The sequence below is a fragment of the Pseudomonas sp. KD5 genome (assembly GCF_012932895.1).
In the GTDB taxonomy this organism is placed as follows: domain Bacteria; phylum Pseudomonadota; class Gammaproteobacteria; order Pseudomonadales; family Pseudomonadaceae; genus Aquipseudomonas.
Map to the genome: position 1 here is coordinate 1 of NZ_JDWJ01000004.1, position 22,620 is coordinate 22,620.

Consider the following 22,620-nt stretch of genomic DNA (forward strand, 5'->3'; position numbering starts at 1 on the left):
GTGGCGGTGTAGGTGATCTGGCCGCCTTCAGTGACGGTGCCGGTGGCGCTGAGGCTCAGACCGGTGTTGTCGATCGAGTCGGTAATGGTGGTGACGGCCGGCGTGGTGCTCGGTACGAGGTTCTCGAAGTTGCCGCCAGTAGTGCCGGTGATGGTGGTGCTGACGGTACTGCCGTTGTTGTAGACGTCATTGGCCGGGGTTTCGACATTCACGGAGCCGGTGGTTTTTCCGGCTTCGATGGTGATGGTCGAACCGTTGGACAGGGTGACGGTGACCGGCGTCTGCGCCGGGTTGGTCAATGTGGCGGTGTAGGTGATCTGGCCACCTTCAGTAACGCTGCCGGTGGCGGTCAGGGTCAGGCCGGTATTGTCGACGGAATCGGTAATGGTGGTGACGGCCGGGGTCGGGTTCGGCACCAGGTTTTCGAAGTTGCCGCCGGTAGTGCCGGTGATGGTGGTGCTGACGGTACTGCCGTTGTTGTAGACGTCGTTGGCCGGTGTCGGAACGTTGACACTGCCGGAGGTGTCGCCAGCAGCGATGGTGATGGTCGAACCGTTGGACAGGGTCACGGTAACCGGCGTCTGCGCCGGATTGGTCAGGGTCGCGGTGTAGGTGATCTGACCGCCTTCGGTGACAGTCGAGCCAGCCGTCAGGGTGACGGTGGTGGTGTCGACGGAATCGGTAATGGTGGTGACGGCAGGTGTCGGGTTCGGCACCAGGTTCTCGAAGTTGCCACCAGTAGCGCCGGTGATGGTGGTGCTGACGGTGCTGCCGTTGTTGTAGACGTCATTGGCCGGCGTCGGCACGTCCACGCTGCCGGTGGTGTTTCCAGCGGCGATGGTAATGGTTGAACCGTTGGACAGGGTCACGGTAACCGGCGTCTGCGCCGGATTGGTCAGGGTGGCGGTGTAGGTGATCTGGCCACCTTCGGTGACGCTTGGGCCTGCTGTCAGCGTGACAGTGGTGGTGTCGATGGTGTCGGTGACCTGGGTCACGGCCGGAGTGGTCGGCGGGGTGACCACGATACCGCTGCCGCCCGTGGTACCAGTGACGGTCACGTCGATCTGGGTCGGATCGTTATAAACAGTGTCGTTCGGCGCCAGCGGAACGTTGACGGTACCGGTGGTCTGGCCGGCTGTGATCACGATCACCGCGCCATTGGACAGGGTGATGGTCAGGTCGGTCAGCGGTGCCTGAGTCAGGGTCGCGGTGTAAACCAGCACGCCACCGGCCTCTGTGATGGTCGGCGTGGCACTCAGGCTCAGCGTTGATTCGCGCAGGGCATTGGTGCTGGTATCGGCCGTCTGGCCGCCGGTAGTGTTTTGTGTTGCCGACGCCGCAGTGGCGAGGCCTGCGGTCGGGAAGCCAATGGTCGGATCGACCCGGGCAGCGGTTGCCTCCAGAGCCACGAAGCTGTGGCCGCCACCGGCAGCGCCGCCCGCGCTCGCGGCGGTCGGGCCGGCAGCAGTGGCTTCAAGCGCGGTGGTCGGGTCGGCTCCGGCAGCGATGGCTTGCTGCAGTTCGTCAACCGATGGCGCCGCTTGTGCGGTGGCTTGCGCAAGGTCGGTGCTGGAGTCCGGATTGCTGCCACTCCACTGAGTGTCGCGGCCCAGGTCCAGGGTCCGGCCGTCAGCCAGTTCAAGGGTAATGGCGCCGGCGGCACCGGTGTCCACCTGGTCGCCCACAAACAACCGGTCGCCTTCAACGAGTACGCGGCGGATGCCCTCTGGGGACACCGCGAAAACCTGACCAACAATGCTTTTGACGATGGCAACAACACTGCTCATTGAAGACTCTCCGGGTGTCACGTTCAGTTGACTTCCATGAACCGCTCGGGCGGGTTCGCCGATCGGGGCTGGACGTTCTTACAAAATTCGATGCATAACTTTGACGCGCGAATCGTCAATAATTTGGCTATATTTTTTCGAAATTAACTTTATGCCAAACTATTGACCTTATGGGAGCCATCCTAAACAATCGCTCCAGTAATGTCACATTGATATTTAAGCGGCGACCTGTCCTACAGCGTGTGATCCAGTTCCGATTTTGAACTTTCCGACATACGGTCATTCCGGTTGCCATCATGCGATGCAGCGCCACGTTCTGCAGTGATTCAAGACAAGAAGTCCCGGGAAATTCCAACTATGCGTTTGCACCTGTTCAAGGTTCTACCTTTCGCCCTTGCCGCCAGTTTTGTTCAGGCGCAGACCCTTCCACAGGCCATGCAACAGGCACTGGATGTCCATCCGGAAATCCAGGCAGGGGTCAATAGTCGGCTGGCCGCGGATTATCAATTAAAGGCTGCAAAAGGTGGATACCTGCCGCGGGTCGACCTGCTGGGCGGTTATGGCCGCGAAGGCACCGACAGCGTCACCACCCGTGCCGCTGGCGGCAGCAACCACTGGGAAACGCTGAACCGTAGCGAGTCAAGTTTACGTCTGTCGCAGATGGTTTTTGACGGTTTTGCGACGTCCAGCGAAGTGGGGCGTCAACAAGCCACCGTTAATTCCCGTGCTTATTCCTTGATGGGCACCTCGGAACGCACCGCGTTGACCGTGGCTCAGGTTTATCTCGATGTGCTGACCCGCCGCGAGTTCGTGCGCCTGGCCGAAGACAACCTGAAAAACCACGAACGGATTTTTGACCAGATCAAATTGCGTACCCAGCGCGGCGTGGGCAGCGGCGCCGACCTCGATCAGGCCGAAGCGCGTATGGCCCAGGCCCGCAACAACCTGATCACCGAGCAAACCAACCTGGCAGACGCCCAGACCAACTTCCTCAGTGCCGTCGGCCAAATGCCCGATCAACTGGAGCGGCCTGCCGATTTTATGGCGCTGTTGCCGGCCAACCTGAATGAAGCCCGGGAGCAGATGCTGGAAAACAGCCCGATCCTGCGTTCCGCCGAATCGGATATCGCTGCTGCCGAGAAACAATACGAAGCCGCCAAGTCGAGCTTCTACCCGCGCTTCGATGCCGAGCTGGGTCGCACCGCCGACAACGACCTCGATGGTCAGAACGGTCACAACAACGAATGGCAGGCCATGCTGCGCATGCGCTTCAATTTGTTTGCCGGTGGCAGCAACAAGGCCGATCTGGAATCCAAGTCCTACCTGTCGAACCAGGCGCTGGATATCCGCAACAACGCCCTGCGTGTGTTGAATGAAGAACTGGGCCTGGCCTGGAATGCCTTGAACAACGCCAACGCCCAGGTGCCGATCGCCCAGCAATATGTCGATCGTAGCGCCAGCGTGCGCGGCGCGTATCAGAAGCAATTCAGCCTCGGCGAACGGACGCTGCTTGACTTGCTCGACAGTGAAAACGAGCTGTTCACCGCTTCCCGTCGGCTGGTCGAGATCAAAAACATTCAGTTATTTACTCAGTACCGAATCAAGGCGACCATGGGCGAATTGCTCAAAAGTCAGGGCGTGGTCGCACCGTTGGCATCCGTTGTGCAGAATGACGTGAAGCCCAAGGTCCAGCTGCCTGGGATGAATTGAGCCCTGCCCCATTTCAACCGTTAGCCAAGAGTGTCGAGCGTGGAATCAGAAGTCAGTCGAGTTCAACTCATTCATGATCCACGCGCGCTGCATGACGATCCGTTACTGGACGGCCTGCTAGCCCTCTGCACTTTGCACCAGAAGCCGGCCAGCGCGGCGATGCTGACCACCGGCCTGCCGTTGCCCAAACAGCGCCTGAGCGTCGAACTGCTGCCTCGTGCAGCCGCTCGCGCCGGGCTGCAAGGGCGGGTGCTGCAACGCAAACTGGAGCAGATTCCGGCAATCGCCATGCCGGCGCTGTTGCTGCTCAAGGACGGACGCAGTGCAGTGCTGCTCGGCTGGCACGGTGAAGACCAGGCCCGCTTGCTGCTCAGTGAAAGCGATGGTGGCGAAGTCTGCGTCAGTCGTGAACTGCTCGCCGACGACTACATCGGCAAAGTGTTCTTCGCCCAACCCCAGCACAAATTCGACGTTAACCACGGCACGCTGATCCCGCGCGCGCGTTCGTGGTTTCGCGACACCCTCAAGCGTTCGCGCTGGCTGTACGTCGACGCCATCGCTGCCAGTCTGCTGATCAATATCATCGCCATGGCCGCGCCGCTGTTCGTGATGAATGTCTATGACCGCGTGGTGCCGAACCAGGCCGAATCGACCCTTTGGGTGCTGGCCATCGGCATCACCGGCGCTTATGTGTTCGACCTGATTCTCAAGAGCCTGCGTAGCCTGTGCCTGGACCTGGCCGGCAAGAAAACCGACCTGATCATTTCAGCGACGCTGTTTGAGCGCATCGTCGGCATGGCCATGAAGTACCGCCCGGCGCGGGTCGGCAGCTTCGCCCAGAACATCCATGAATTTCAGAGCTTGCGCGACTTCCTCGCGTCGCTGACCCTCACCAGCCTGATCGACCTGCCGTTTACGCTGTTGATCTTCCTGGTCATCGCGATCCTCGGCGGGCATCTGGTGTGGATTCCGGTGCTGGCGTTCCCGATTGCGCTGCTGATCGGTTATGCCTTGCAGAAGCCGCTGGTGGCGACCATGGAGCGAACCATGGCCCTGGGCGCCGAGCGCCAGTCGAGCCTGATCGAAACCCTCGCCGGTCTTGATGCGGTCAAGGTCAACAACGCTGAAAGCGAACGCCAGTACCAGTGGGAACAGACTATCGGCACCCTCAGCCGCCTTGAGCTGCGGGTGAAAATGCTGTCTGGTCTGGCGATGAACATCACCTTGCTGATTCAGCAATTGGCCGGGGTGATCATGATCGTCTTCGGCGTGTACCAGATCATTGCCGGCAACCTGAGCATGGGCGGTTTGATCGCCTGTTACATGCTCAGCGGTCGTGCCCTCAGCCCGCTGGCCTCGCTGTCCGGTCTGCTGACCCGCTACCAGCAAGCCCGCGTGACCATGACCTCGGTCGATCAGATGATGGAGTTGCCCCAGGAGCGCAATTTCGACGAGCGCCCGCTGAGCCGCAAGGTCCTGCAAGGCGCCATTGAATGCCGTCAGCTGACCTTCACCTATCCGAATCAACAGAACCCCGCGCTGAAGGGCATCAACCTGATCATCAAGCCGGGCGAGAAGATCGGCATCATCGGTCGCAGCGGCTCGGGCAAAAGCTCCCTGGCCAAACTGCTGGTGGGCCTCTATCAGCCGGACGACGGCGCGTTGCTGGTGGATGGTGTGGATATCCGCCAGATCGACGTCAGCGAACTGCGCCACAACATTGGCTACGTGCCCCAGGACATCCAATTGCTCGCCGGTACGTTGCGCGACAACCTGGTGTCGGGCGCGCGCTATGTCGAAGACGAATTGGTGCTGCAAGCCGCGGAGCTGGCCGGCGTCCATGAGTTCGCCCGCCTGCACCCGCAAGGTTATGAACTGCAAGTAGGTGAGCGTGGGCAGAACCTGTCCGGCGGTCAGCGCCAGAATGTCGCCCTGGCCCGAGCGTTGCTGCTCAACCCGCCGATCCTGTTGCTGGACGAACCCACCAGCGCCATGGACAACACTGGCGAAGAGCGCCTGAAACAACGCCTCGCTGCCGTGGTGGAAAACAAGACCGTGGTGCTGGTGACGCACCGGGCTTCGCTGTTGTCGCTGGTGGATCGCCTGCTGGTGATCGACCGCGGGCAGATTCTCGCCGATGGCCCGAAAGCCGCCGTGATGGAAGCGTTGAAAAAGGGGCAGATCAGTGTTGCTTAAGTCCGGTGTCAAAGAATCCATCCGCCGCTACTTCAAAGGCTCCGCGTCGCTGCAAGGCCAACCCCTTCCCGAGGTTAACAAAGCGCTGATCGAGGACGCCCCGCGCGTGGTGCGGTTGACGATCTGGGCGATCATCGGCTTCTTCGTGTTCCTGATGCTGTGGGCCAATTTTGCGGTGATCGATGAGGTCACCAAAGGCGACGGCAAGGCGATTCCGTCGTCGAAGATCCAGAAAATCCAGAACCTTGAGGGCGGCATCGTCTCCGAGTTGTTCGTCAAGGAAGGGCAAATCGTCGAGGCTGGTGCGCCGCTGATCCGTCTGGACGACACGCGGTTTGCCTCCAATGTTGGCGAAACCGAGGCCGATCGGCTGTCGATGCTGTTGCGTGTGGAGCGCTTGAGCGCCGAGGTCGATGACCGTCCGTTGAATTTTCCCGCCGATGTGCTCAAAGCCGTGCCCGGCCAGGCCGCCAGCGAACAGTCGTTGTACATCAGTCGTCGTCAGCAACTGCACGATGAGATCGGTGGCTTGCAGGAGCAGTTGATCCAGAAGCAACAGGAGCTGCGCGAGTTCACCTCCAAACAGGCCCAGTACCGCAGCGGTCTGTCCTTGCAGCGTCAGGAAATCGCCATGTCCGAGCCGTTGGTGGCTCAGGGCGCGGTATCCCCGGTTGAGGTTTTGCGACTCAAGCGTGCCGAGGTCGAAACCCGCGGCCAATTGGACGCCACCACCCTGGCGATCCCTCGCGCCGAATCGGCGATCAAGGAAGTGCAGCGCAAGATCGATGAGACTCGCGGCAAATTCCGCAGCGAAGCCCTGACCCAACTCAACGAAGCGCGCACCGATCTGAACAAGGCCCAGGCCACCGGCAAGGCGCTGGAAGACCGGGTCAGCCGGACGCTGGTGACATCGCCGGTGCGCGGCATCGTCAACAAGTTGCTGGTGAACACCATCGGTGGCGTGATCCAGCCGGGCAGCGACCTGGTGGAAATCGTGCCGCTGGACGACACCTTGCTGGTGGAGGCCAAGATTCGCCCGCAAGACATCGCCTTCCTGCATCCGGGGCAAGACGCCACGGTGAAGTTCACGGCTTACGACTACACCATTTATGGCGGGCTGAAAGCCAAGCTGGAGCAGATCGGTGCCGACACCATCACCGATGAAGACAAGAAGACCACGTACTACATCATCAAACTGCGCACCGAGCGCAGCCACCTCGGGACGGATGAGAAGCCGTTGCTGATCATTCCTGGGATGGTGGCGTCGGTGGATATCATTACCGGCAAGAAGACCATACTCAGTTATTTGCTCAAGCCGATTATCCGGGCTCGCGCCGAGGCGTTGCACGAGCGGTAGGACGCTAAACCTGTGGTGAAGGAGCAAGCTCCCTCGCCACAGGCTATACATCGCCTGTTCGGCCATATCGTTATTCGTTAACGGTATTTAAATTTAAATTCTTATACCTATAAAGTCACTTCCCTGCGTACCTGCCGACCAATCGGCGCGCCGCACGACACGAACCAACACGGGACCTCCGTGAGTTTCTGATCGACGCGCGCCCTTGAGCGCGCCGTGCGTGGGAGTGATTTTTATGTCAGCTGTCTCTTTTTCCCTAAAGCCTGAGCCAACAAGCGCCGCCACCCTCGCGTCGCAAACCTTCGAAATCCGCCCGTTCAGCGGCGCCGTCGGTGCCGAAATCATCGGCCTGGATTTGTCCCGCCCAATCAATCACCAGGACTTCTCCCGAATCCACCGTGCGCACCTGGATCATCATGTGGTGGTGTTCCGCGACCAGCGTATAAACCCTGAACAGCAGATCACCTTCAGCCGCCGTTTCGGCGTGTTGCAGATCCATGTACTCAAGCAATTCCTGCTGGCCGGACATCCGGAAATCCTCATCGTTTCCAACATCATCGAAAACGGCCAATCCATCGGCCTCGGTGATGCCGGCAAGTTCTGGCACTCCGATCTCTCTTATAAAGAACTGCCGAGCCTGGGCTCGATGCTGCATGCCCAGGAGCTGCCCTCCGAAGGCGGCGACACGCTGTTCGCCGACATGCACAAAGCCTGGGACAGCCTGCCCGAGGCGCTGCGTAAAGCCGTCGAAGGTCGTTCGGCCGCGCACTCCTACACGGCGCGTTACAGCGAGAGCAAATTCGAGGGCAACTGGCGTCCGACCCTGACGCCGGAGCAACTGGCTCAGGTCGCTGAAGTTGTTCATCCGATCGTCCGCACCCACCCGGAAAACGGTCGCAAGGCGTTGTTCGTCAGCGAGGGCTTCACCACCCGCATCGTCGGTTTGCCGGAAGACGAGAGCAAACAATTGCTCGACGAGCTCTACGCCCACAGCGTGTTGCCGCAAAACATTTACCGCCATCAATGGCAGGCCCACGACCTGGTGTTCTGGGACAACCGCTCGCTGATTCACCTCGCCGCCGGATGTCCCAGCCATCTGCGCCGCAAGTTGTATCGCACCACCATCCAGGGCGACGCGCCTTTCTGATTTCGGAGAACCCTCATGTCCAAACGTCTTCCATTTGCACCGTTGGCCGCCGCTATCGGCCTGGGTTTCAGCCTGCTCGCCGGCAGCCTGGTGGCGCCGACCGTGGCCCACGCCGAGGGTGAAATTCGTATCGCCGAACAATTCGGCATCGTTTATCTGCTGCTCAACGTGGTGCGCGATCAGAACCTGATCGAGAAATACGGCAAGCAGGAAGGCATCGACATCAAGGTCGACTGGACCCAGCTCTCCGGCGGCTCGGCGGTCAACGATGCGTTGCTCTCCGGCTCCATCGACATTGCCGGTGCCGGCGTCGGGCCGCTGCTGACCATCTGGGACCGCACTCACGGCAAACAGAACGTCAAGGCCGTGGCTTCCCTGGGCAACTTTCCTTACTACCTGGTGAGTAATAATCCAAAGGTCAAAACCATCGCTGACTTCACCGAAAAGGACCGCATTGCGGTGCCGGCGGTCGGGGTGTCGGTGCAGTCGCGCTTCCTGCAATACGCAGCGGCCAAGCAATGGGGCGACAAAGAGTTCAATCGCCTCGACAAGTACACCATCGCCGTTCCGCACCCGGATGCCACTGCGGCACTGATCGCTGGCGGCACCGAGTTGACCGGGCACTTCTCCAACCCGCCCTTCCAGGATCAGGCGCTGGAAAACCCCAGCGTGCACGTGGTGCTGAACACCTATGACCTGCTCGGCCCGAACTCGCCGACCGTGTTGTTCGCCACCGAGAAGTTCCGCAACGAAAACCCGAAAACCTATAAAGCCTTCATCGCGGCGCTGACCGAAGCGGCCGAGTTTGCGCAGAACGATAAAGGCGCGGCGGCCGACACGTACATCCGTGTCACCAAGGCAAAAATCGACCGTGCGGCGTTGCTGAAAATCATCGACAACCCGCAGTTCGAATTTACCGTCACGCCGAAAAACACTTACCCACTGGCCGAGTTCCTCTACCGCGTCGGCGCGATCAAGAACAAACCGGATTCGTGGAAGGATTACTTCTTCCAGGATGCCAAACCGCTGCAAGGGAGCTGATCGACATGAACGCCCCCTTGCAAGGCCACACGGTCAGCAATCCGATCGCGGTCGCGCAAGCGCTGCTGTCGGTCGACAAGGTCAGCCTGGAATACCGCACGCCCGCGCGTGTGGTTCGAGCGACCCATCAGGTCAGTTTCGAGATCGATCCGGCGGACCGCTTTGTGTTGCTCGGTCCGTCCGGCTGCGGCAAATCGACGTTGCTCAAGGCGATCGCCGGGTTCATCCCGCCCTGTGAGGGCGAGATTCGCCTGCAAGGCCAGCGGGTCGATGCGCCGGGGCCGGACCGGATCGTGGTGTTCCAGGAGTTCGATCAGCTGCCGCCGTGGAAAACCGTCAAGCAGAACGTGATGTTTCCGCTGCTTGCTTCCAAAACCCTCAAGCGTAAAGAGGCTGAAGAGCGGGCGCTGCACTATCTGGACAAGGTTGGTCTGGCGGCGTTTGCCGATGCCTATCCGCATACCTTGTCTGGCGGCATGAAAGCTCGGGTGGCGATTGCCCGGGCGTTGGCGATGCAACCGAAAATCCTGTTGATGGATGAACCCTTCGCCGCCCTCGACGCGCTGACCCGGCGCAAGATGCAGGAAGAGTTGCTGCTGCTCTGGGAGGAGGTGCGTTTCACGCTGCTGTTCGTCACTCACTCCATCGAAGAGGCGTTGGTGGTGGGCAACCGGATTCTGCTGCTGTCGCCTCATCCGGGACGGGTGCGAGCCGAAGTCCACAGCCATCAATACGATTTGCACAGCCTCGGCGGTGTGGCGTTCCAGGAATCGGCGCGGCGGATTCATCGGCTGTTGTTCGATGAAGGCCAGTCACCGGAAACCGAGCGCGCGCTGGATTTTTCCGACATTCGCATCGCTTATTGAGCCATTGAAAGGAGTGCCCGATGAGCCCACTATCATCCGCGCGTAAAGAGTACGAAACCGTTTTGCAGCCGCTGACGAGCGTCCCGCTGGAGCGTGAGTTAGCCCTCGGTCAGCGTCTCTGGCAACAGGGCTGGTTGCGTAAAAGCCTGATCCTGATTGTGCTCGCGCTGCTCTGGGAAGCCGTTGCCCGTTACCAGAATAACGACCTGCTGCTGCCAGGTTTTCTGCAAACCGCCAGCGCGCTGTACGACGGCCTGCTCAGCGGTGAGCTGTTGGGCAAGGTGTGGATTTCGCTGGTGGTGTTGTTGAAGGGCTACCTGATCGGGATTGTGCTGGCGTTTGCCTTGACCACACTGGCGGTGTCGACGCAATTGGGGCGCGATCTGCTGAGCACGCTGACCTCGATGTTCAACCCGCTGCCGGCGATTGCGCTGTTGCCGCTGGCGCTGCTGTGGTTCGGACTGGGGCAGAACAGTCTGATTTTTGTACTGGTGCATTCGGTGCTCTGGGCGTTGGCCTTGAACACCTATGCCGGGTTCCTTGGCGTTTCGGAAACCCTGCGCATGGCGGGGCGCAATTACGGCCTTAAGGGCATGCGTTTCGTGTTGTTCATCCTGATCCCGGCCGCGTTGCCGTCGATCCTCGCCGGTTTGAAAATCGGCTGGGCGTTCGCCTGGCGCACGCTGATTGCCGCTGAACTGGTGTTTGGAGCGACCAGCGGCAAGGGTGGGTTGGGGTGGTACATCTTCCAGAACCGTAATGAGCTGTACACCGACAAGGTGTTTGCCGGGTTGGCGGTGGTGATCCTGATTGGGTTGCTGGTGGAGAATCTGGTGTTTGATACGTTGGAGCGGGTGACGGTGAAGCGTTGGGGGATGCAGCGCTGATCCGATTAACTTAGGCGATCTTTTGATCTGCTAGCATTGCGTCTGAATCAATCCAGACCAGCCATGAGTGCTCAGCATGCAACTCCCGGACATGAACCTGTTGGTCGCCCTCGACGCCTTGCTCGACGAGGGCAGTGTGGTGGGCGCTGCGCGAAGGATGAACCTCAGCCCGGCGGCGATGAGCCGGACGCTGACGCGGATTCGCGAGGCCATCGGCGATCCGATTCTGGTACGCGCCGGCCGTGGCCTGGTGCCGACACCCAAGGCGCTGGAGTTGCGCGAGCAAGTGCGGGACCTGGTGGAGCAGGCTGCTTTACTGTTCCGATCCGCCGATGACGTGGACCTGGGCAGTTTGCGCCGGCGGTTCAGTATTCGCGCGAATGATTTTTTTGTGGGTGTCTACGGTGGCAAGCTGTTCGACACGATGGAACGCCAGGCCCCGCATTGCGAACTGCGCTTTGTTCCCGAGGGCGATGGGGATGATGAAGCCTTGCGCGAAGGGCGCATCGATCTGAGCGTCAGCAACAATCGGCCGCTGATGCCGGAAGTGAAGGTGCAAAACCTGTTCTCCACCCACTTTGTCGGGTTGGTGCGCGAAGACCATCCGCTGTTCGACGACGAGATCACCGCCGAGCGTTACGCCGGCTTTTCCCATATCAGCATGTCCCGTCGCGGGATCGCCCGTGGGCCGATCGACACGGCGCTCAACGCCTTGGGGCTGGAGCGGCGGGTGGCGGTGATTGCGCCGAGTTTCCATGCGGCGATGTTCGCCTTGCCGGATTCCGACCTGATCCTGCCGGTGCCCAAAGAAGCATTGCTGAGTGTGCGGCGCCTGGGCTTGAAGCTGCGCTCGTTCACCCTGCCGATTCCGCTACCTACCCTCATGCTGACCCAGGCCTGGCACCCGCGCTTCGACAAAGACCCGGCGCACCGCTGGATGCGCGAAACGCTCAAGGCTTGTTGCGACGAGACCTGGCTGGCGGCACAGCCGGTTTGAAGATCAAGGGATCGCATCCTTTAACCATTGCGTGTAGTGCACTTATAAGCTGCCAATAAGTCAATTTTCGTAAGCCCCCGCGCTTCCTAAAATGCTTCGGTATCCCCCTTCCGGAGCGTGCAGTACATGACTTCCCTCACGGTCACGGCGCCTCTCGCTGCGACTACTCCAGCGACCGCCGTCGCACCACCGGTCTTCGGCCCGCGAATCATCATCGGCCTGGTGGGCGTGTTACTGGTGGTGTTGGTGTCAGGCCTGAACGAGATGGTGACCAAGGTCGCCCTGGCCGACATTCGCGGTGCGTTGGCCATCGGCTACGACGAAGGCACCTGGCTGGTCGCCAGCTACACCGCGACCTCGGTGGCCGCCATGGCGTTTGCTCCTTGGTGTTCGGTGACGTTCTCGTTGCGGCGCTTCACCTTGTGCGCCATCAGTGTCTTCACTCTGTTAGGCGTGCTGTGCCCGTTTGCCCCGAATTACGAAAGCCTGCTGGTCATGCGCACCCTGCAAGGGCTGGCCGGCGGCGCGCTGCCGCCGATGCTGATGACCGTTGCCCTGCGATTCCTGCCGGCCAACGTGAAACTCTACGGCCTGGCCGGTTATGCCCTGACGGCAACCTTCGGCCCCGGTCTCGGCACACCGCTGGCCGGGTTGTGGACCGAGTACGTCGGCTGGCAATGGACCTTCTGGCAAATCGTCGTGCCGTGCCTGATTGCCATGGCGGCGGTGGCTTACGGTCTACCCCAGGATCCGCTGCGCCTGGAACGCTTCAAGGCATTCAACTGGCGTGGCTTGCTACTGGGGTTTCCGGCGATTTGCATGTTGGTGATCGGCATCCTGCAAGGCAATCGGCTGGACTGGTTCGAGTCGAGTCTGATCTGCGCACTGCTCGGCGGCGGGCTGCTACTGCTGGTGCTGTTCCTGATCAACGAGTGGTCGCAACCGATTCCGTTCTTCAAATTGCAGATGCTCGGCATCCGCAACCTGTCGTTCGCATTGTTGACCCTGGCCGGCGTGTTGGTGGTGTTGCTCGCGGTGGTCATCATTCCCTCCAGTTACCTGGCTCAGGTCCATGGATACCGCCCCATACAGACGGCGCCAATCATGCTGTTGGCGGCGTTGCCTCAGTTGATTGCGCTGCCGTTGGTGGCGGCGCTGTGCAACCTGCGTTGGGTCGATTGCCGCTGGGTGCTGGGGATTGGCTTGAGCATGCTGGCGCTGTCTTGCCTCGGTGGCTCGCAGCTGACGTCGGTTTGGATTCGCGACGATTTCTACGTCCTGCAATGGCTGCAGATTTTCGGTCAGCCCATGGCCGTGCTGCCGCTATTGATGCTCTCCACCGGCAGCATTACTCCGATGGAAGGACCGTTCGCTTCGGCCTGGTTCAACACGGTCAAAGGCCTGGCGGCGGTGATCGCCACCGGGGTCATCGACGCGCTGACCACCGCAAGGCTGCATTTCCACTCGAGCATGCTGGTGGACAACCTTGGTAACTCGCCTCTGGTTGATAGCGCCAGCGCGAACCTCGCTCACCGTCTGCATCAGCAGGCTGTGGTGCTGACTTCTTCCGATCTTTATCTGTGCATGGCCGGCGTCGCGGTGGCGCTGATCCTGCTGATTTTCTGGCTGCCGACGCGGATTTATCCACCGCGCGCGCCAACTTGAACGCTTCACTGAAACAGAAGGTTTTTATGACGACTCAATCAAAGCAAAAAGTCGCTGTCGGCGTTGCCGCAGCGATGGTGGTCGGCGTGTTGATTTACCTGGTGGCGCCGGGCTTGTTCGGCAAGCGTACACAGCAAAGCACCAATGATGCTTTCGTCTCGGCGGACTTCACCCTGGTGGCGCCGCGCGTGGCGGGATTCATCAAGGATGTGCTGGTGGAGGACAACCAACAGGTCAAGGCCGGGCAACTGCTGGCGTTAATCGACGACCGCGACCTGCGCGCTGCCGCTGAGGCCGCCGACGCGCAAACCCTGGTGGCCAAGGCGCAGCTGCAAAACGCCAGGGCAACCCTGGAGCGCCAGACGTCGGTGATCGCTCAGGCCCAGGCTACGGTGGTTTCGGCGAAGGCGGAGATGGCTTTCGCCGAGCATGAACTAAACCGCTACAACCACCTCGCCGGGGTGGGCGCCGGCACCGTGCAGAATGCCCAGCAGGCGCGCACGCGCATCGATCAGGCCACCGCTCGGTTGGCCAATGCCACAGCGGTGCTGGCGGCGGAACGCAAACAAGTGGAGATCCTGACCGCCCAGCGCGATGCCGCCGAAGGTGGGCTGAAACGAGCGCAAGCGGCGCTGGAAATGGCCAGCTATGAACTGTCCTATACGCGCATCGTTGCCCCCCAGGACGGCATGGTCGGCGAGCGCGCGGTGCGGGTCGGCGCCTATGTCACACCGGGCAGCAAGATTCTGGCCGTGGTGCCGTTGGAGCGGGCGTATGTGGTTGCCAATTTTCAGGAAACCCAACTGACCGACGTACAGCCGGGGCAGAACGTGCAGGTGCATGTCGACAGCCTTGGTGGCGAAGCCCTGCAGGGACGCGTCGAGAGCATCGCACCGGCCACCGGTGTGACCTTCGCGTCAGTCAAACCGGACAACGCCACCGGCAACTTCACCAAGGTTGTGCAACGGATTCCGGTGAAAATCATCCTCGATCCAGGCCAGCCATTGGCTGAGCGGTTGCGGGTGGGGATGTCGGTGGAGGCGAGTATTGATACTGCCAGCGCTACGGCCGATGAGCATGAGGTCGCACAACGATGAACTTCGCTAATCGCACATCCCTGTGGCGAGGGGGCTTGCCCCCGTTCGAGTGCGCAGCGCTCGCAAATTTCGGGTCCGCTGCGCGGCCCAACGGGGGCCAGCCCCCTCGCCACAGAGCTAGCATTCGTTCTGTCGCTATTGTGTTGAACCTGCTTTCGTTGAGTGCCTGCACCGTCGGACCGGACTTCCAGCGCCCTCAGGCACAGCAAGTCGCCCAATGGTCGAAACCGGCCAAAGCCGCCGCCAGTCAGGTCGTTCCCAACGAGATGGACGAACGCTGGTGGGAAGTGTTCCACGATCCGAAACTCTCGGCCCTGACCCAGCGCGCCCTGACCGACAACCTCGATTTGAAACTCGCCAGCAGCCGCTTGCAACAAAGCCGCGCCGCGCGCCAGGTAATCACCGCCGAGCGCTATCCCAACACCGCCGCCACCGGCAGCTACGGGCGCAAACGCAACAGCGGTGAAGGCCTGAACGATCCGTCGGGCAATAACGGCGACTCGGCGTACAACCTGTGGGATGCAGGCTTTTCCGCTTCCTGGGAACTGGATTTCTGGGGTCGTGTGCGCCGCGAAACCGAAGCCGCCGATGCCACCCTGGAGGTGGCGGAAAACGATCGTCGCGGCGTGTTGTTGTCGGTGCTCGCCGAAACGGCTCAGGACTACATTCAACTGCGCGGAGTGCAAAGCACCCGGGCTGTCACCGAGCAGAACCTCGACGTCGCCCGGCATAGTTTGAAACTCTCGCAACTGCGCCTGGCCGACGGTGTGGCGACGGATCTGGACGTCGCCGAAGCCGCCGCGCAAGTCGCGGCCATCGAATCGCGTTTACCGGCGCTGGAGCAGCGTCAGTCGCAACTGATCAACGCGCTGAGCCTGTTGATGGGCGAACCGCCGCAAGCGTTGTCCGCCGAGTTATCCACAGACGCTCCCATGCCGCAAACCCCGCGCCAGGTCGCCATCGGCTTGCCCTCGCAATTGGCCGAGCGTCGCCCCGACATCCGTGAGGCTGAAGCCCGTCTGCATGCGGCTACTGCCAATATCGGCGTGGCCAAAGGCGACTTCTATCCGCGCATCACCCTGTCGGGCAACATCGGTTCGCAAGCCCTGCAACTGAGCGATTTCGGCTCCTGGGGCTCGCGCTCGTTCGGCATCGGTCCGCAATTGAGCCTGCCGCTGTTCGACGGCGGTCGGCTGCGGGGCGTGTTGCACCTGCGCGAAGCCCAACAACAGGAAGCGGCCCTGGCTTACCAGCAAACCGTGCTGCGGGCCTGGCATGAAATCGACAATCAACTCACCGCCTACAACGCCAGCCAATTGCGCCGCGACAGCCTCGCCGAAGCCGTACGCCAAAACCAGATCGCTCTGCGCACCGCACAACAGCAATACGTCGAAGGGGTGGTGGATTTCGTCAACGTCCTCACCGTGCAAGGCGAATTGCTGGCGACCCAGCAGCAATGGGTCGAGAGCTCGACCGGGGTGTCGTTGGCGATGGTCGGGTTGTACAAGGCGTTGGGTGGGGGATGGGAGTCGGTGTATCCGGTGGCAGGGGCCGTTACCAATAATCCGGCTTGATCGCGGGTGCCTTATGAGTAGCCACACGAACTGGAAACTGGTGCGACTGCAGCTCTTCTGAGGTTACGACACGTCGCATCCAGTGTGAGTGCTCCTTTAAAGAGCCTGGTGATGGACGGTTTAACTCGGCTCGATGAGGAAGAATGACTCCAACTCTTATGTCTGGGAAATCTTCTCGAATTGCTCTCAGGGCTGGAGTCATATCGGTGTCGCTGGATACCAGGACTAGCTGTTCGATTTGCTCATGGAAATGGAGCTTGGCCTGCCTTGCCGCAGTGCGATACATGCTGATTGCGATGTGGACATCCGTTTCTTTTTCTTCAAGCTTCCAGATGTCGATCTTGTCTTGGCGAGAGGCGGCGGTCTTTCTGTCAATGAAGCGAGGTGCTTTAGCTGGCTCAAGTTTATGGCGACCATAGTGAACGGCAACATTAGTCGCTTTTAAAGCACGCACATAGGTGTCTTGAGCTTCTTTGGACACTCTGCCGCGAGTGGCAAGTTCTGGTTTGACAGATGAGGTGAAGTAATCAACCGAGATGAGTGAATTTTGTGGGTTCTCGATGTGGGCGACATGGCCCAGCAAGCCTTTCAGATTGAGCCATTTGTATGGGGTACCCGCGAGCAATCCATAGAACACGTTGTAGCCATCAACAAAGAAAGCGGTACGCACAAACTCAATCCTCAGAAACGAAAAAACCGGCCTAGGCCGGTTTCTTCACCACCAACTGCCAGTGAACTTAATCTCTGCGTACGGGGTTCAGTAAGACGATCCTAAGTCGAGTTAGCGATGACGTCAACCGTTGACTGACCAAGGCATCACTCGGAGGGACATCCCCAGCGCCGGCAAGCCAGTTTTGTGCATTTGTCTGGTTGATGGTCAAGCCATTCCTGGACCCATCTATTAATGATTGTTACGGCGGAAAGGGTAGATGTGCCGTTGCGTTTGTAGGGGATGAAGTGTCTATTGCCGATTTCGTTTTTGATCGAATGGTCGTTCCTGATTTCTTGTGGGATTTATTACCGATACTCATCGAGCTCGGAAATCAACGACCGCTCTGAAAATTTTGTCCTTTTTGAAACATTACATTTCCAACCAATGATGGCCATCCGCTTGACGAGCCTCCCCGCTGTCGTAGACTCCGCTCATCCGTCAGGGAGTTACGGTTATGCGGCGTTTTCGTATTTGGGTTGCGGGATTAACCTTTGTAACGTGCGTAGTACAGGCGCAAACGCCTGCGCCAGACGATCCGTTGCTGGAAAGCAACGCGGTCGGCGGTAACGCGTCAGCCAGCAGTGAGGCCCGTGGTGTGTTGCGAGCCCGGGATCAGGCTGTGCTCGCCAGTGAGTTGTCCGGGCGGATTGTCGAGTTGCCGTTCAGTGAGGGCGAGTCGTTCAAAAAGGGCGACACCCTGGCGCGGTTTGACTGTTCGGCTTATCAGGCTCAGCTCAACGCGGCACAGGCCGCCAATCGTGGCGCCGGTGAGGAACTGGCCCATAACCGGCAACTGGCGGCGTTGAATTCGGTGGGGCGCTTTGAAGTGGCGCGAGCCGAGGCCAAGGTCAGCGAAACCCAGGCGCAATCTCAGGTTTATCAGGTTCAGGTCAAACGCTGCAGCGTGGTTGCGCCGTTCGATGGCCAGGTCGTCGAACGCAAGGTCAAGCGCTACGAAAGCGTTGCTGCTGGCGCGCCTTTGCTGGACGTTGTCGATAACCGCACTCTGGAAATTCACCTGTTGGTGCCGTCACGCTGGATGGGCAAGCTCAAGCCCGGCCAGACGTTCAGCTTTGTTCCCGATGAAACCGGTCAGCCGCTGGATGCCACGGTCAAGCGCCTCGGCGCGCGGATCGACGAAGGCAGCCAGACCTTGCTGCTGGTGGCGACACTGCCCAACGCCAGCGGCCTGTTGGCCGGCATGAGCGGGACGGCGCGTTTCGCGGAGCTGAAATGAACGCGCCGGTGACGGGTGGCGCCGAGCAGGTATTTGCCAGGTTTCTCGATCTCGAACGCCAGACCCGCGCCGCGCGCAATCCTGCTCAATTGGCCTACAGCCTGGTCAATGACGGTCAGGCGCTGTTCAGTTTCCGCCATGCCGCGTTGTTGATCGCCGGCAAGGTGCAGGCGGTGACTGGTGTCAGTGCGGTGGAGCCGAATGCGCCGTTCGTGGCGTTTGTCGAGCAAGCGGTCACGCAGTTGTTCAAGCTCGAAGTGCTGAAACAGGCACGGGTGATCGCGCCCGATCTGCTCAGCGAATCGATTCAGGCCGATTGGCAAAGTCTGTCGGCCGCTCAAGTGTTCTGGCTGCCGCTGATTGATCATCAGGGCGAGATCTTCGGCGGGCTGTGGCTGGCGCGGGATGTGCCATGGAACCCTGCCGAGCAGGTGTTGTTGTCGCAACTGGGCGACACCTATAGTCACGCCTGGCTGGCGCTGCAACCGCGCAAGCCCTGGCGACTGCGTTGGACGCGTAAGCGTCAGGTGGCGCTGGTTGCCGTGTTGTTGCTCGGGTTGCTGATTCCGGTGCGCCAATCGGTGTTGGCACCGGCCGAAGTCGTCCCGTTGGGCGGCCGGGTGGTCGCCGCGCCACTGGACGGGGTGATCGCCGAGTTCCTGGTCAAACCCAACCAGACGGTGAAAACCGGTGATCTGCTGCTGCGCTTCGAAAGCACTACGCTCAAGGCGCAGGCCGATGTGGCCGAGCGCGCCCTGGGCGTTGCCGAAGCAGAACTCAAGGCCAATTCCCAACGCTCCTTCGCCGATGCCGAATCCAGTTCGAAAATCGATCTGCTGGCCGCACGTGTCGAGCAGAAACGCGCCGAACGGGATTACGCCCGTGAACTGCTCAAACGCAGCGAAGTGCGTGCCGAGCGAGACGGCATCGCGGTGTTCGCCGACGCTGAACGCTGGACCGGCAAACCGGTGCAGACCGGCGAGCGCTTGATGGAACTCGCCGACCCGAATCAGGCCGAGTTGCGCATCGAATTGGCCGTGGGCGATGCGATTGCCCTGGAACCGGGGGCGCAGGTCGCACTGTTTCTCGACAGTGATCCACTGCAGCGGTACCAGGCCAGGCTCGAACGTTCGGCCTATGAAGCGCAGCCAACAGCTGGCGGGCAACTGGCTTATCGACTGGATGCGACATTCGACGGCGCACCGCCGCGCATTGGCCTGCGTGGCACGGCGAAAGTCTTCGGTGACCGTGCGCCGCTGGCGCTGTACCTGTTGCGTCGACCGCTGGCCGGGTTGCGTCAGAGCGTGGGCCTTTAGATGAGCTTGCCGAGCCTGCGGGCAGACTTGCAATTGTCGGCGGCAGCCCCGGCCCTCGACGGGTCGCCGTGCTGGACCCTGGCCGATCCGGTGCGTGGACGTTATTTCAAACTCGGCGCGGCGGCGATGCGCTTGCTGCGTCATTGGTCCCTGGGTGATCCCGAGCAGGTGCTGCGTGCCGCCAACCGCGAGCCAGGGCTGCCGCTGGACGGCGCGGCGCTTGAGCAATTGCTGGAGTTTTTGCGCGGCCACGACCTGATCAGCGCCCTCGACCCATCGCAGCGTGCCAGTTACAGCCTGAAGGCCGCGGCTCAGCGCCAGAGCCTGTGGAAAATCCTGCTGCATCAATACCTGTTTTTCCGGATTCCGCTATGGCGCCCGGACGCCTTTCTCAATCGCGTCTGGCCGTGGCTGGAGCATTTCGGCCCGCGCGCATTGCGCTACGGATTGCCTGCGACGCTGGGGCTCGGGGTGTTTCTGGTATCGCGGGACTGGCAGCGATTCATCGCCACTTTTCCGCACCTGTTCAGCCTCGGCGGCGCATTGGCGTTCGCGGTGGCGCTGTTTTTCGCCAAGCTGTGCCACGAGTTCGGCCACGCCTTCATGGCCAAGCGCGCCGGCTGTCGGGTGCAGAGCATGGGCGTGGCGTTCATGGTGCTGCTGCCGATGTTCTACACCGATGTCAGCGACGCCTGGCGGGTCAACGATAGACGTGCGCGATTGCTGATCGGCGCCGGCGGGGTGCTGGCGGAACTGGTGTTGGCCTGTATCGCGCTGCTCGCCTGGTCACTGCTGCCCGATGGCCCCGGGCGCACGGCGGCGTTCATGCTCGCCAGTGCGACTTGGATTACTACGCTGGTGATCAACCTCAACCCGTTCATGCGTTTCGACGGCTACTTCTTGCTCAGCGACTTCTGGGAGGTGGACAACCTTCAGGGGCGCGCCTTTGCCTTGTGTCGCTGGCGATTGCGCGAGTTCCTGTTCGGCTACGCTGCCCCGGCGCCGGAGCCGTGGTCGCCGAAGATGCAGCGGCGTTTGTTGATCTGGGGATACGGCTCGTGGCTGTGGCGCGCGGCGTTGTTTTTCGGGATTGCGCTGGCGGTTTATCACCTGTTCTTCAAGGTATTGGGGATCTTCCTGATGCTGGTGGAGCTGGTGTGGTTCATCTTCCTGCCGATCCTGAACGAGTGGCGGCAATGGTGGAGTCGTCGCGAACAGGCGCATACGCCTCGGGTACTGATCAGTAGCCTGACATTACTTGGGCTGTTGTTGCTGCTGGCGCTGCCGTGGCGCAGCGCGGTGGAGCTGCCGACGATGCTGGAGGCGGGACGCACCAGCGCCCTGCACGCGCCGGTGGCGGCGCGGGTAAAAACGGTGAATGTGCACGACGGCCAGGTTGTCGCTCAGGGTGAAGTGCTGATCGAGCTGGAGACACCGGACCTGGACTCACGCCAGGCGATCGTTCGTCGCGAGATCCAGATCCAGCAATTGCAGATGCGTCGTCAGGCCAGCCGCAGCGAAACTGCAGCCGACGCCGGAATCGTCGAGCAGCGCCTGGCGGAAGCGGTGGCTGAATACCGAGGGCTGGTCGCCCAGCGTGAGCGACTGCTGTTACGCGCACCCCACGCCGGCAAGGTACGCGATCTGCTGCCGCAGTTAACGGTCGGGCGCTGGCTTTCGACTAAAGAGCCTTTGGTTCGGGTGGTCGAAGACGGCGCGCGGTTGCGCGGTTATCTGGCCGAAGCCGAGCTGTGGCGTGTTGCTCCGGGTGCTCGCGGGCGGTTCATTGCCGATGACCCGATGCACCCGGCGATCGCCGTGCAATTAAGCGAAATCGATACCAACGGCGCGGCTTATGTCGATCAAGAGGCGCTGACTTCCGATCATCATGGGCCGATTGCCGTGCGCCGGGATCAGCTTCAGCGCGCCGAGCCGGTGCAGGCGCAGTATGGCGCGCGGTTGAGCATCCTCGAAGAGACGCCGACGCCGGTGCAACCTTTGCGCGGCATCGTGGTGTTGCAGGGCAGTGGCGAATCGTTGCTGGGCGTTGCCTGGCGGCGCATGGCGGCCTTGGGGGTCAGGGAAAGCGGTTTCTAGGGAGAGCAGCGATGGCGAACAGCAATTCAGTGGCGGCGGACGGCCTGGTGGTCAGACCTTCGCGGACCAGCGATGGACCTTTCCTGCACAGCCTTTACCAGGCGGCGCGGCCGGATCTGCAATGGATCGACGGCGAGCAGGAAGTGGTCGAGCAGGTGATTGCCCAGCAATTCACCGTGCAGGAGCAAGGACTGGGGGAAAACTTTCCCAATGCCATGCATTACGTGATCGAGAAACTCGACACAGCCATCGGCGCGCTGACCACCGACTTCGGTCCCAATGAAATTCGCGTGCTGTACCTGGCGTTTATCCCCCAGGCCCGAGGCCGGGGTTACGGGCGGACGGTGCTGCAAGGCGTGCAAAAAGCCGCGCAACAAATCCGTTGCCCGGTGGCGACGGTGGTCTGGGCCAACAATCCCCATGCGCGCCAGCATTACCTGGCGCTGGGGTTTCAGGTTGAAGAGCGCAACCCGGCGGCGGAGCGGTTGGTGTGGTACCCGCAGGGTTAAGAGCAATACAAAAAACTGTGGTGAGGGGCTCACCACATAAGCCCGCTCCCACAAAGTCTCAGTTGAAGGCGATGTAGAAATAACCCACGTCGGGATCCCGCCCCATGGTCGGTACTCGCGAGACGAAAATATTTTCCACCTGGCCCAGTTCCGGCAACTCCAGCGCACACAAGCCATCGACAAAGTCAGTGGGTTGCAGGCTGTTGAGCTCGACGCTGAACGGCATGCGCTCGCTTTTGGGCATCTGTGAATGGGGCGTTTCTTTAAGGGTGTCGATATGGATCGGCAATTCACTGCCATCGGGCAGCCGCAGCGTCCCGGTCTTGCCCAGCAGTGCCTGAAAGTGTTGGCTTTGAACCTGTTGCAGCATGGCATCCCTCCATCAAGCAAAAGTGGCCGGGGGGTGTGCATCCCCCGGCCAGACC

At 60.9% G+C, this 22,620-nt stretch carries 18 protein-coding genes; 15 read left to right on the forward strand and 3 right to left on the reverse strand.

Going from position 1 to position 22,620, the window contains the following annotated elements:
* On the reverse strand, window positions 1–1,787 hold a 1,787-nt coding region (locus tag AF70_RS09775), incomplete at its 3' end, for a retention module-containing protein (protein ID WP_169342475.1).
* Between the two features lie 357 nt (window positions 1,788–2,144).
* Here AF70_RS09775 and AF70_RS09780 point away from each other — a divergent pair.
* From AF70_RS09780 to AF70_RS09830, 11 genes are all read left to right on the forward strand, one after another.
* Window positions 2,145–3,497, forward strand: coding sequence for a TolC family outer membrane protein (locus tag AF70_RS09780; RefSeq protein WP_028939514.1), 1,353 nt, complete (start codon window positions 2,145–2,147; stop codon window positions 3,495–3,497).
* A 39-nt stretch (window positions 3,498–3,536) separates the two neighbouring features.
* Window positions 3,537–5,693: a type I secretion system permease/ATPase gene (locus AF70_RS09785; protein WP_028939515.1), complete on the forward strand. Its 2,157-nt coding sequence runs from the start codon at window positions 3,537–3,539 to the stop codon at window positions 5,691–5,693.
* A complete protein-coding gene (locus AF70_RS09790; protein WP_019581653.1) occupies window positions 5,683–7,050 on the forward strand; it encodes an HlyD family type I secretion periplasmic adaptor subunit in 1,368 nt (455 codons plus the stop codon). Before AF70_RS09785 ends, AF70_RS09790 begins: the two co-directional genes overlap by 11 nt.
* 235 nt (window positions 7,051–7,285) lie before the next feature.
* Complete coding sequence (locus tag AF70_RS09795) at window positions 7,286–8,197, forward strand: TauD/TfdA family dioxygenase (RefSeq protein ID WP_028939516.1); 912 nt, start codon at window positions 7,286–7,288, stop codon at window positions 8,195–8,197.
* Between the two features lie 15 nt (window positions 8,198–8,212).
* Window positions 8,213–9,238, forward strand: coding sequence for an ABC transporter substrate-binding protein (locus AF70_RS09800; protein ID WP_028939517.1), 1,026 nt, complete (start codon window positions 8,213–8,215; stop codon window positions 9,236–9,238).
* 5 nt (window positions 9,239–9,243) lie between these two features.
* Window positions 9,244–10,104 (forward strand): ABC transporter ATP-binding protein, encoded by an 861-nt coding sequence (locus AF70_RS09805; protein ID WP_028939518.1) that lies wholly within the window; start codon window positions 9,244–9,246, stop codon window positions 10,102–10,104.
* A gap of 20 nt (window positions 10,105–10,124) precedes the next feature.
* The gene (locus tag AF70_RS09810; protein ID WP_028939519.1) at window positions 10,125–10,991 is read left to right on the forward strand and encodes an ABC transporter permease; all 867 of its coding nucleotides are present in this window, start codon (window positions 10,125–10,127) and stop codon (window positions 10,989–10,991) included.
* A 76-nt stretch (window positions 10,992–11,067) separates the two neighbouring features.
* A complete protein-coding gene (locus AF70_RS09815) occupies window positions 11,068–11,988 on the forward strand; it encodes a LysR family transcriptional regulator (RefSeq protein WP_019651583.1) in 921 nt (306 codons plus the stop codon).
* Window positions 11,989–12,114: 126 nt separating this feature from the next.
* Window positions 12,115–13,653: an MFS transporter gene (locus AF70_RS09820; RefSeq protein ID WP_028939520.1), complete on the forward strand. Its 1,539-nt coding sequence runs from the start codon at window positions 12,115–12,117 to the stop codon at window positions 13,651–13,653.
* Between the two features lie 26 nt (window positions 13,654–13,679).
* On the forward strand, window positions 13,680–14,750 hold the full coding sequence (locus AF70_RS09825) for an HlyD family secretion protein (protein WP_019581659.1): 1,071 nt from the start codon (window positions 13,680–13,682) through the stop codon (window positions 14,748–14,750).
* Window positions 14,747–16,324 carry an efflux transporter outer membrane subunit gene (locus AF70_RS09830; protein WP_028939521.1) on the forward strand — a complete coding sequence of 526 codons (1,578 nt, stop codon included), beginning with the start codon at window positions 14,747–14,749 and terminating at the stop codon, window positions 16,322–16,324. Before AF70_RS09825 ends, AF70_RS09830 begins: the two co-directional genes overlap by 4 nt.
* Here the strand turns inward: AF70_RS09830 and AF70_RS09835 are convergent.
* The gene (locus AF70_RS09835; protein WP_019581661.1) at window positions 16,305–16,994 is read right to left on the reverse strand and encodes an NYN domain-containing protein; all 690 of its coding nucleotides are present in this window, start codon (window positions 16,992–16,994) and stop codon (window positions 16,305–16,307) included. The two genes, AF70_RS09830 and AF70_RS09835, sit on opposite strands and share 20 nt — an antisense overlap.
* A 496-nt stretch (window positions 16,995–17,490) precedes the next feature.
* Here AF70_RS09835 and AF70_RS09840 point away from each other — a divergent pair, with 496 nt between their 5' ends.
* The 4 genes from AF70_RS09840 to AF70_RS09855 are packed head-to-tail and all read left to right on the forward strand — an operon-like array spanning window position 17,491 to window position 22,195.
* On the forward strand, window positions 17,491–18,273 hold the full coding sequence (locus AF70_RS09840) for an efflux RND transporter periplasmic adaptor subunit (protein WP_026331885.1): 783 nt from the start codon (window positions 17,491–17,493) through the stop codon (window positions 18,271–18,273).
* Window positions 18,270–19,589, forward strand: coding sequence for an efflux RND transporter periplasmic adaptor subunit (locus AF70_RS09845; protein WP_019651579.1), 1,320 nt, complete (start codon window positions 18,270–18,272; stop codon window positions 19,587–19,589). Before AF70_RS09840 ends, AF70_RS09845 begins: the two co-directional genes overlap by 4 nt.
* Window positions 19,590–21,686, forward strand: a complete 2,097-nt coding sequence (locus tag AF70_RS09850) for a biotin/lipoyl-binding protein (protein ID WP_028939522.1) — start codon at window positions 19,590–19,592, stop codon at window positions 21,684–21,686.
* 11 nt (window positions 21,687–21,697) lie between these two features.
* Window positions 21,698–22,195, forward strand: a complete 498-nt coding sequence (locus AF70_RS09855) for a GNAT family N-acetyltransferase (protein ID WP_028939523.1) — start codon at window positions 21,698–21,700, stop codon at window positions 22,193–22,195.
* Between the two features lie 58 nt (window positions 22,196–22,253).
* On the opposite strand, the gene AF70_RS09860 is transcribed toward AF70_RS09855, so the two are convergent.
* The gene (locus tag AF70_RS09860; RefSeq protein ID WP_007940987.1) at window positions 22,254–22,565 is read right to left on the reverse strand and encodes a hypothetical protein; all 312 of its coding nucleotides are present in this window, start codon (window positions 22,563–22,565) and stop codon (window positions 22,254–22,256) included.
* Window positions 22,566–22,620 lie beyond the last annotated feature (55 nt).

Bases quoted from the DNA above. Each gene is read 5' to 3' on its own strand.
- AF70_RS09840 (WP_026331885.1), top strand. From the start codon at position 17,491: ATGCGGCGTTTTCGTATTTGGGTTGCGGGATTAACCTTTGTAACGTGC.
- AF70_RS09830 (WP_028939521.1), top strand. From the start codon at position 14,747: ATGAACTTCGCTAATCGCACATCCCTGTGGCGAGGGGGCTTGCCCCCG.
- AF70_RS09825 (WP_019581659.1), top strand. From the start codon at position 13,680: ATGACGACTCAATCAAAGCAAAAAGTCGCTGTCGGCGTTGCCGCAGCG.
- AF70_RS09805 (WP_028939518.1), top strand. From the start codon at position 9,244: ATGAACGCCCCCTTGCAAGGCCACACGGTCAGCAATCCGATCGCGGTC.
- AF70_RS09810 (WP_028939519.1), top strand. From the start codon at position 10,125: ATGAGCCCACTATCATCCGCGCGTAAAGAGTACGAAACCGTTTTGCAG.
- AF70_RS09795 (WP_028939516.1), top strand. From the start codon at position 7,286: ATGTCAGCTGTCTCTTTTTCCCTAAAGCCTGAGCCAACAAGCGCCGCC.
- AF70_RS09860 (WP_007940987.1), bottom strand. From the start codon at position 22,565: ATGCTGCAACAGGTTCAAAGCCAACACTTTCAGGCACTGCTGGGCAAG.
- AF70_RS09845 (WP_019651579.1), top strand. From the start codon at position 18,270: ATGAACGCGCCGGTGACGGGTGGCGCCGAGCAGGTATTTGCCAGGTTT.
- AF70_RS09820 (WP_028939520.1), top strand. From the start codon at position 12,115: ATGACTTCCCTCACGGTCACGGCGCCTCTCGCTGCGACTACTCCAGCG.
- AF70_RS09815 (WP_019651583.1), top strand. From the start codon at position 11,068: ATGCAACTCCCGGACATGAACCTGTTGGTCGCCCTCGACGCCTTGCTC.
- AF70_RS09850 (WP_028939522.1), top strand. From the start codon at position 19,590: ATGAGCTTGCCGAGCCTGCGGGCAGACTTGCAATTGTCGGCGGCAGCC.
- AF70_RS09800 (WP_028939517.1), top strand. From the start codon at position 8,213: ATGTCCAAACGTCTTCCATTTGCACCGTTGGCCGCCGCTATCGGCCTG.
- AF70_RS09855 (WP_028939523.1), top strand. From the start codon at position 21,698: ATGGCGAACAGCAATTCAGTGGCGGCGGACGGCCTGGTGGTCAGACCT.
- AF70_RS09780 (WP_028939514.1), top strand. From the start codon at position 2,145: ATGCGTTTGCACCTGTTCAAGGTTCTACCTTTCGCCCTTGCCGCCAGT.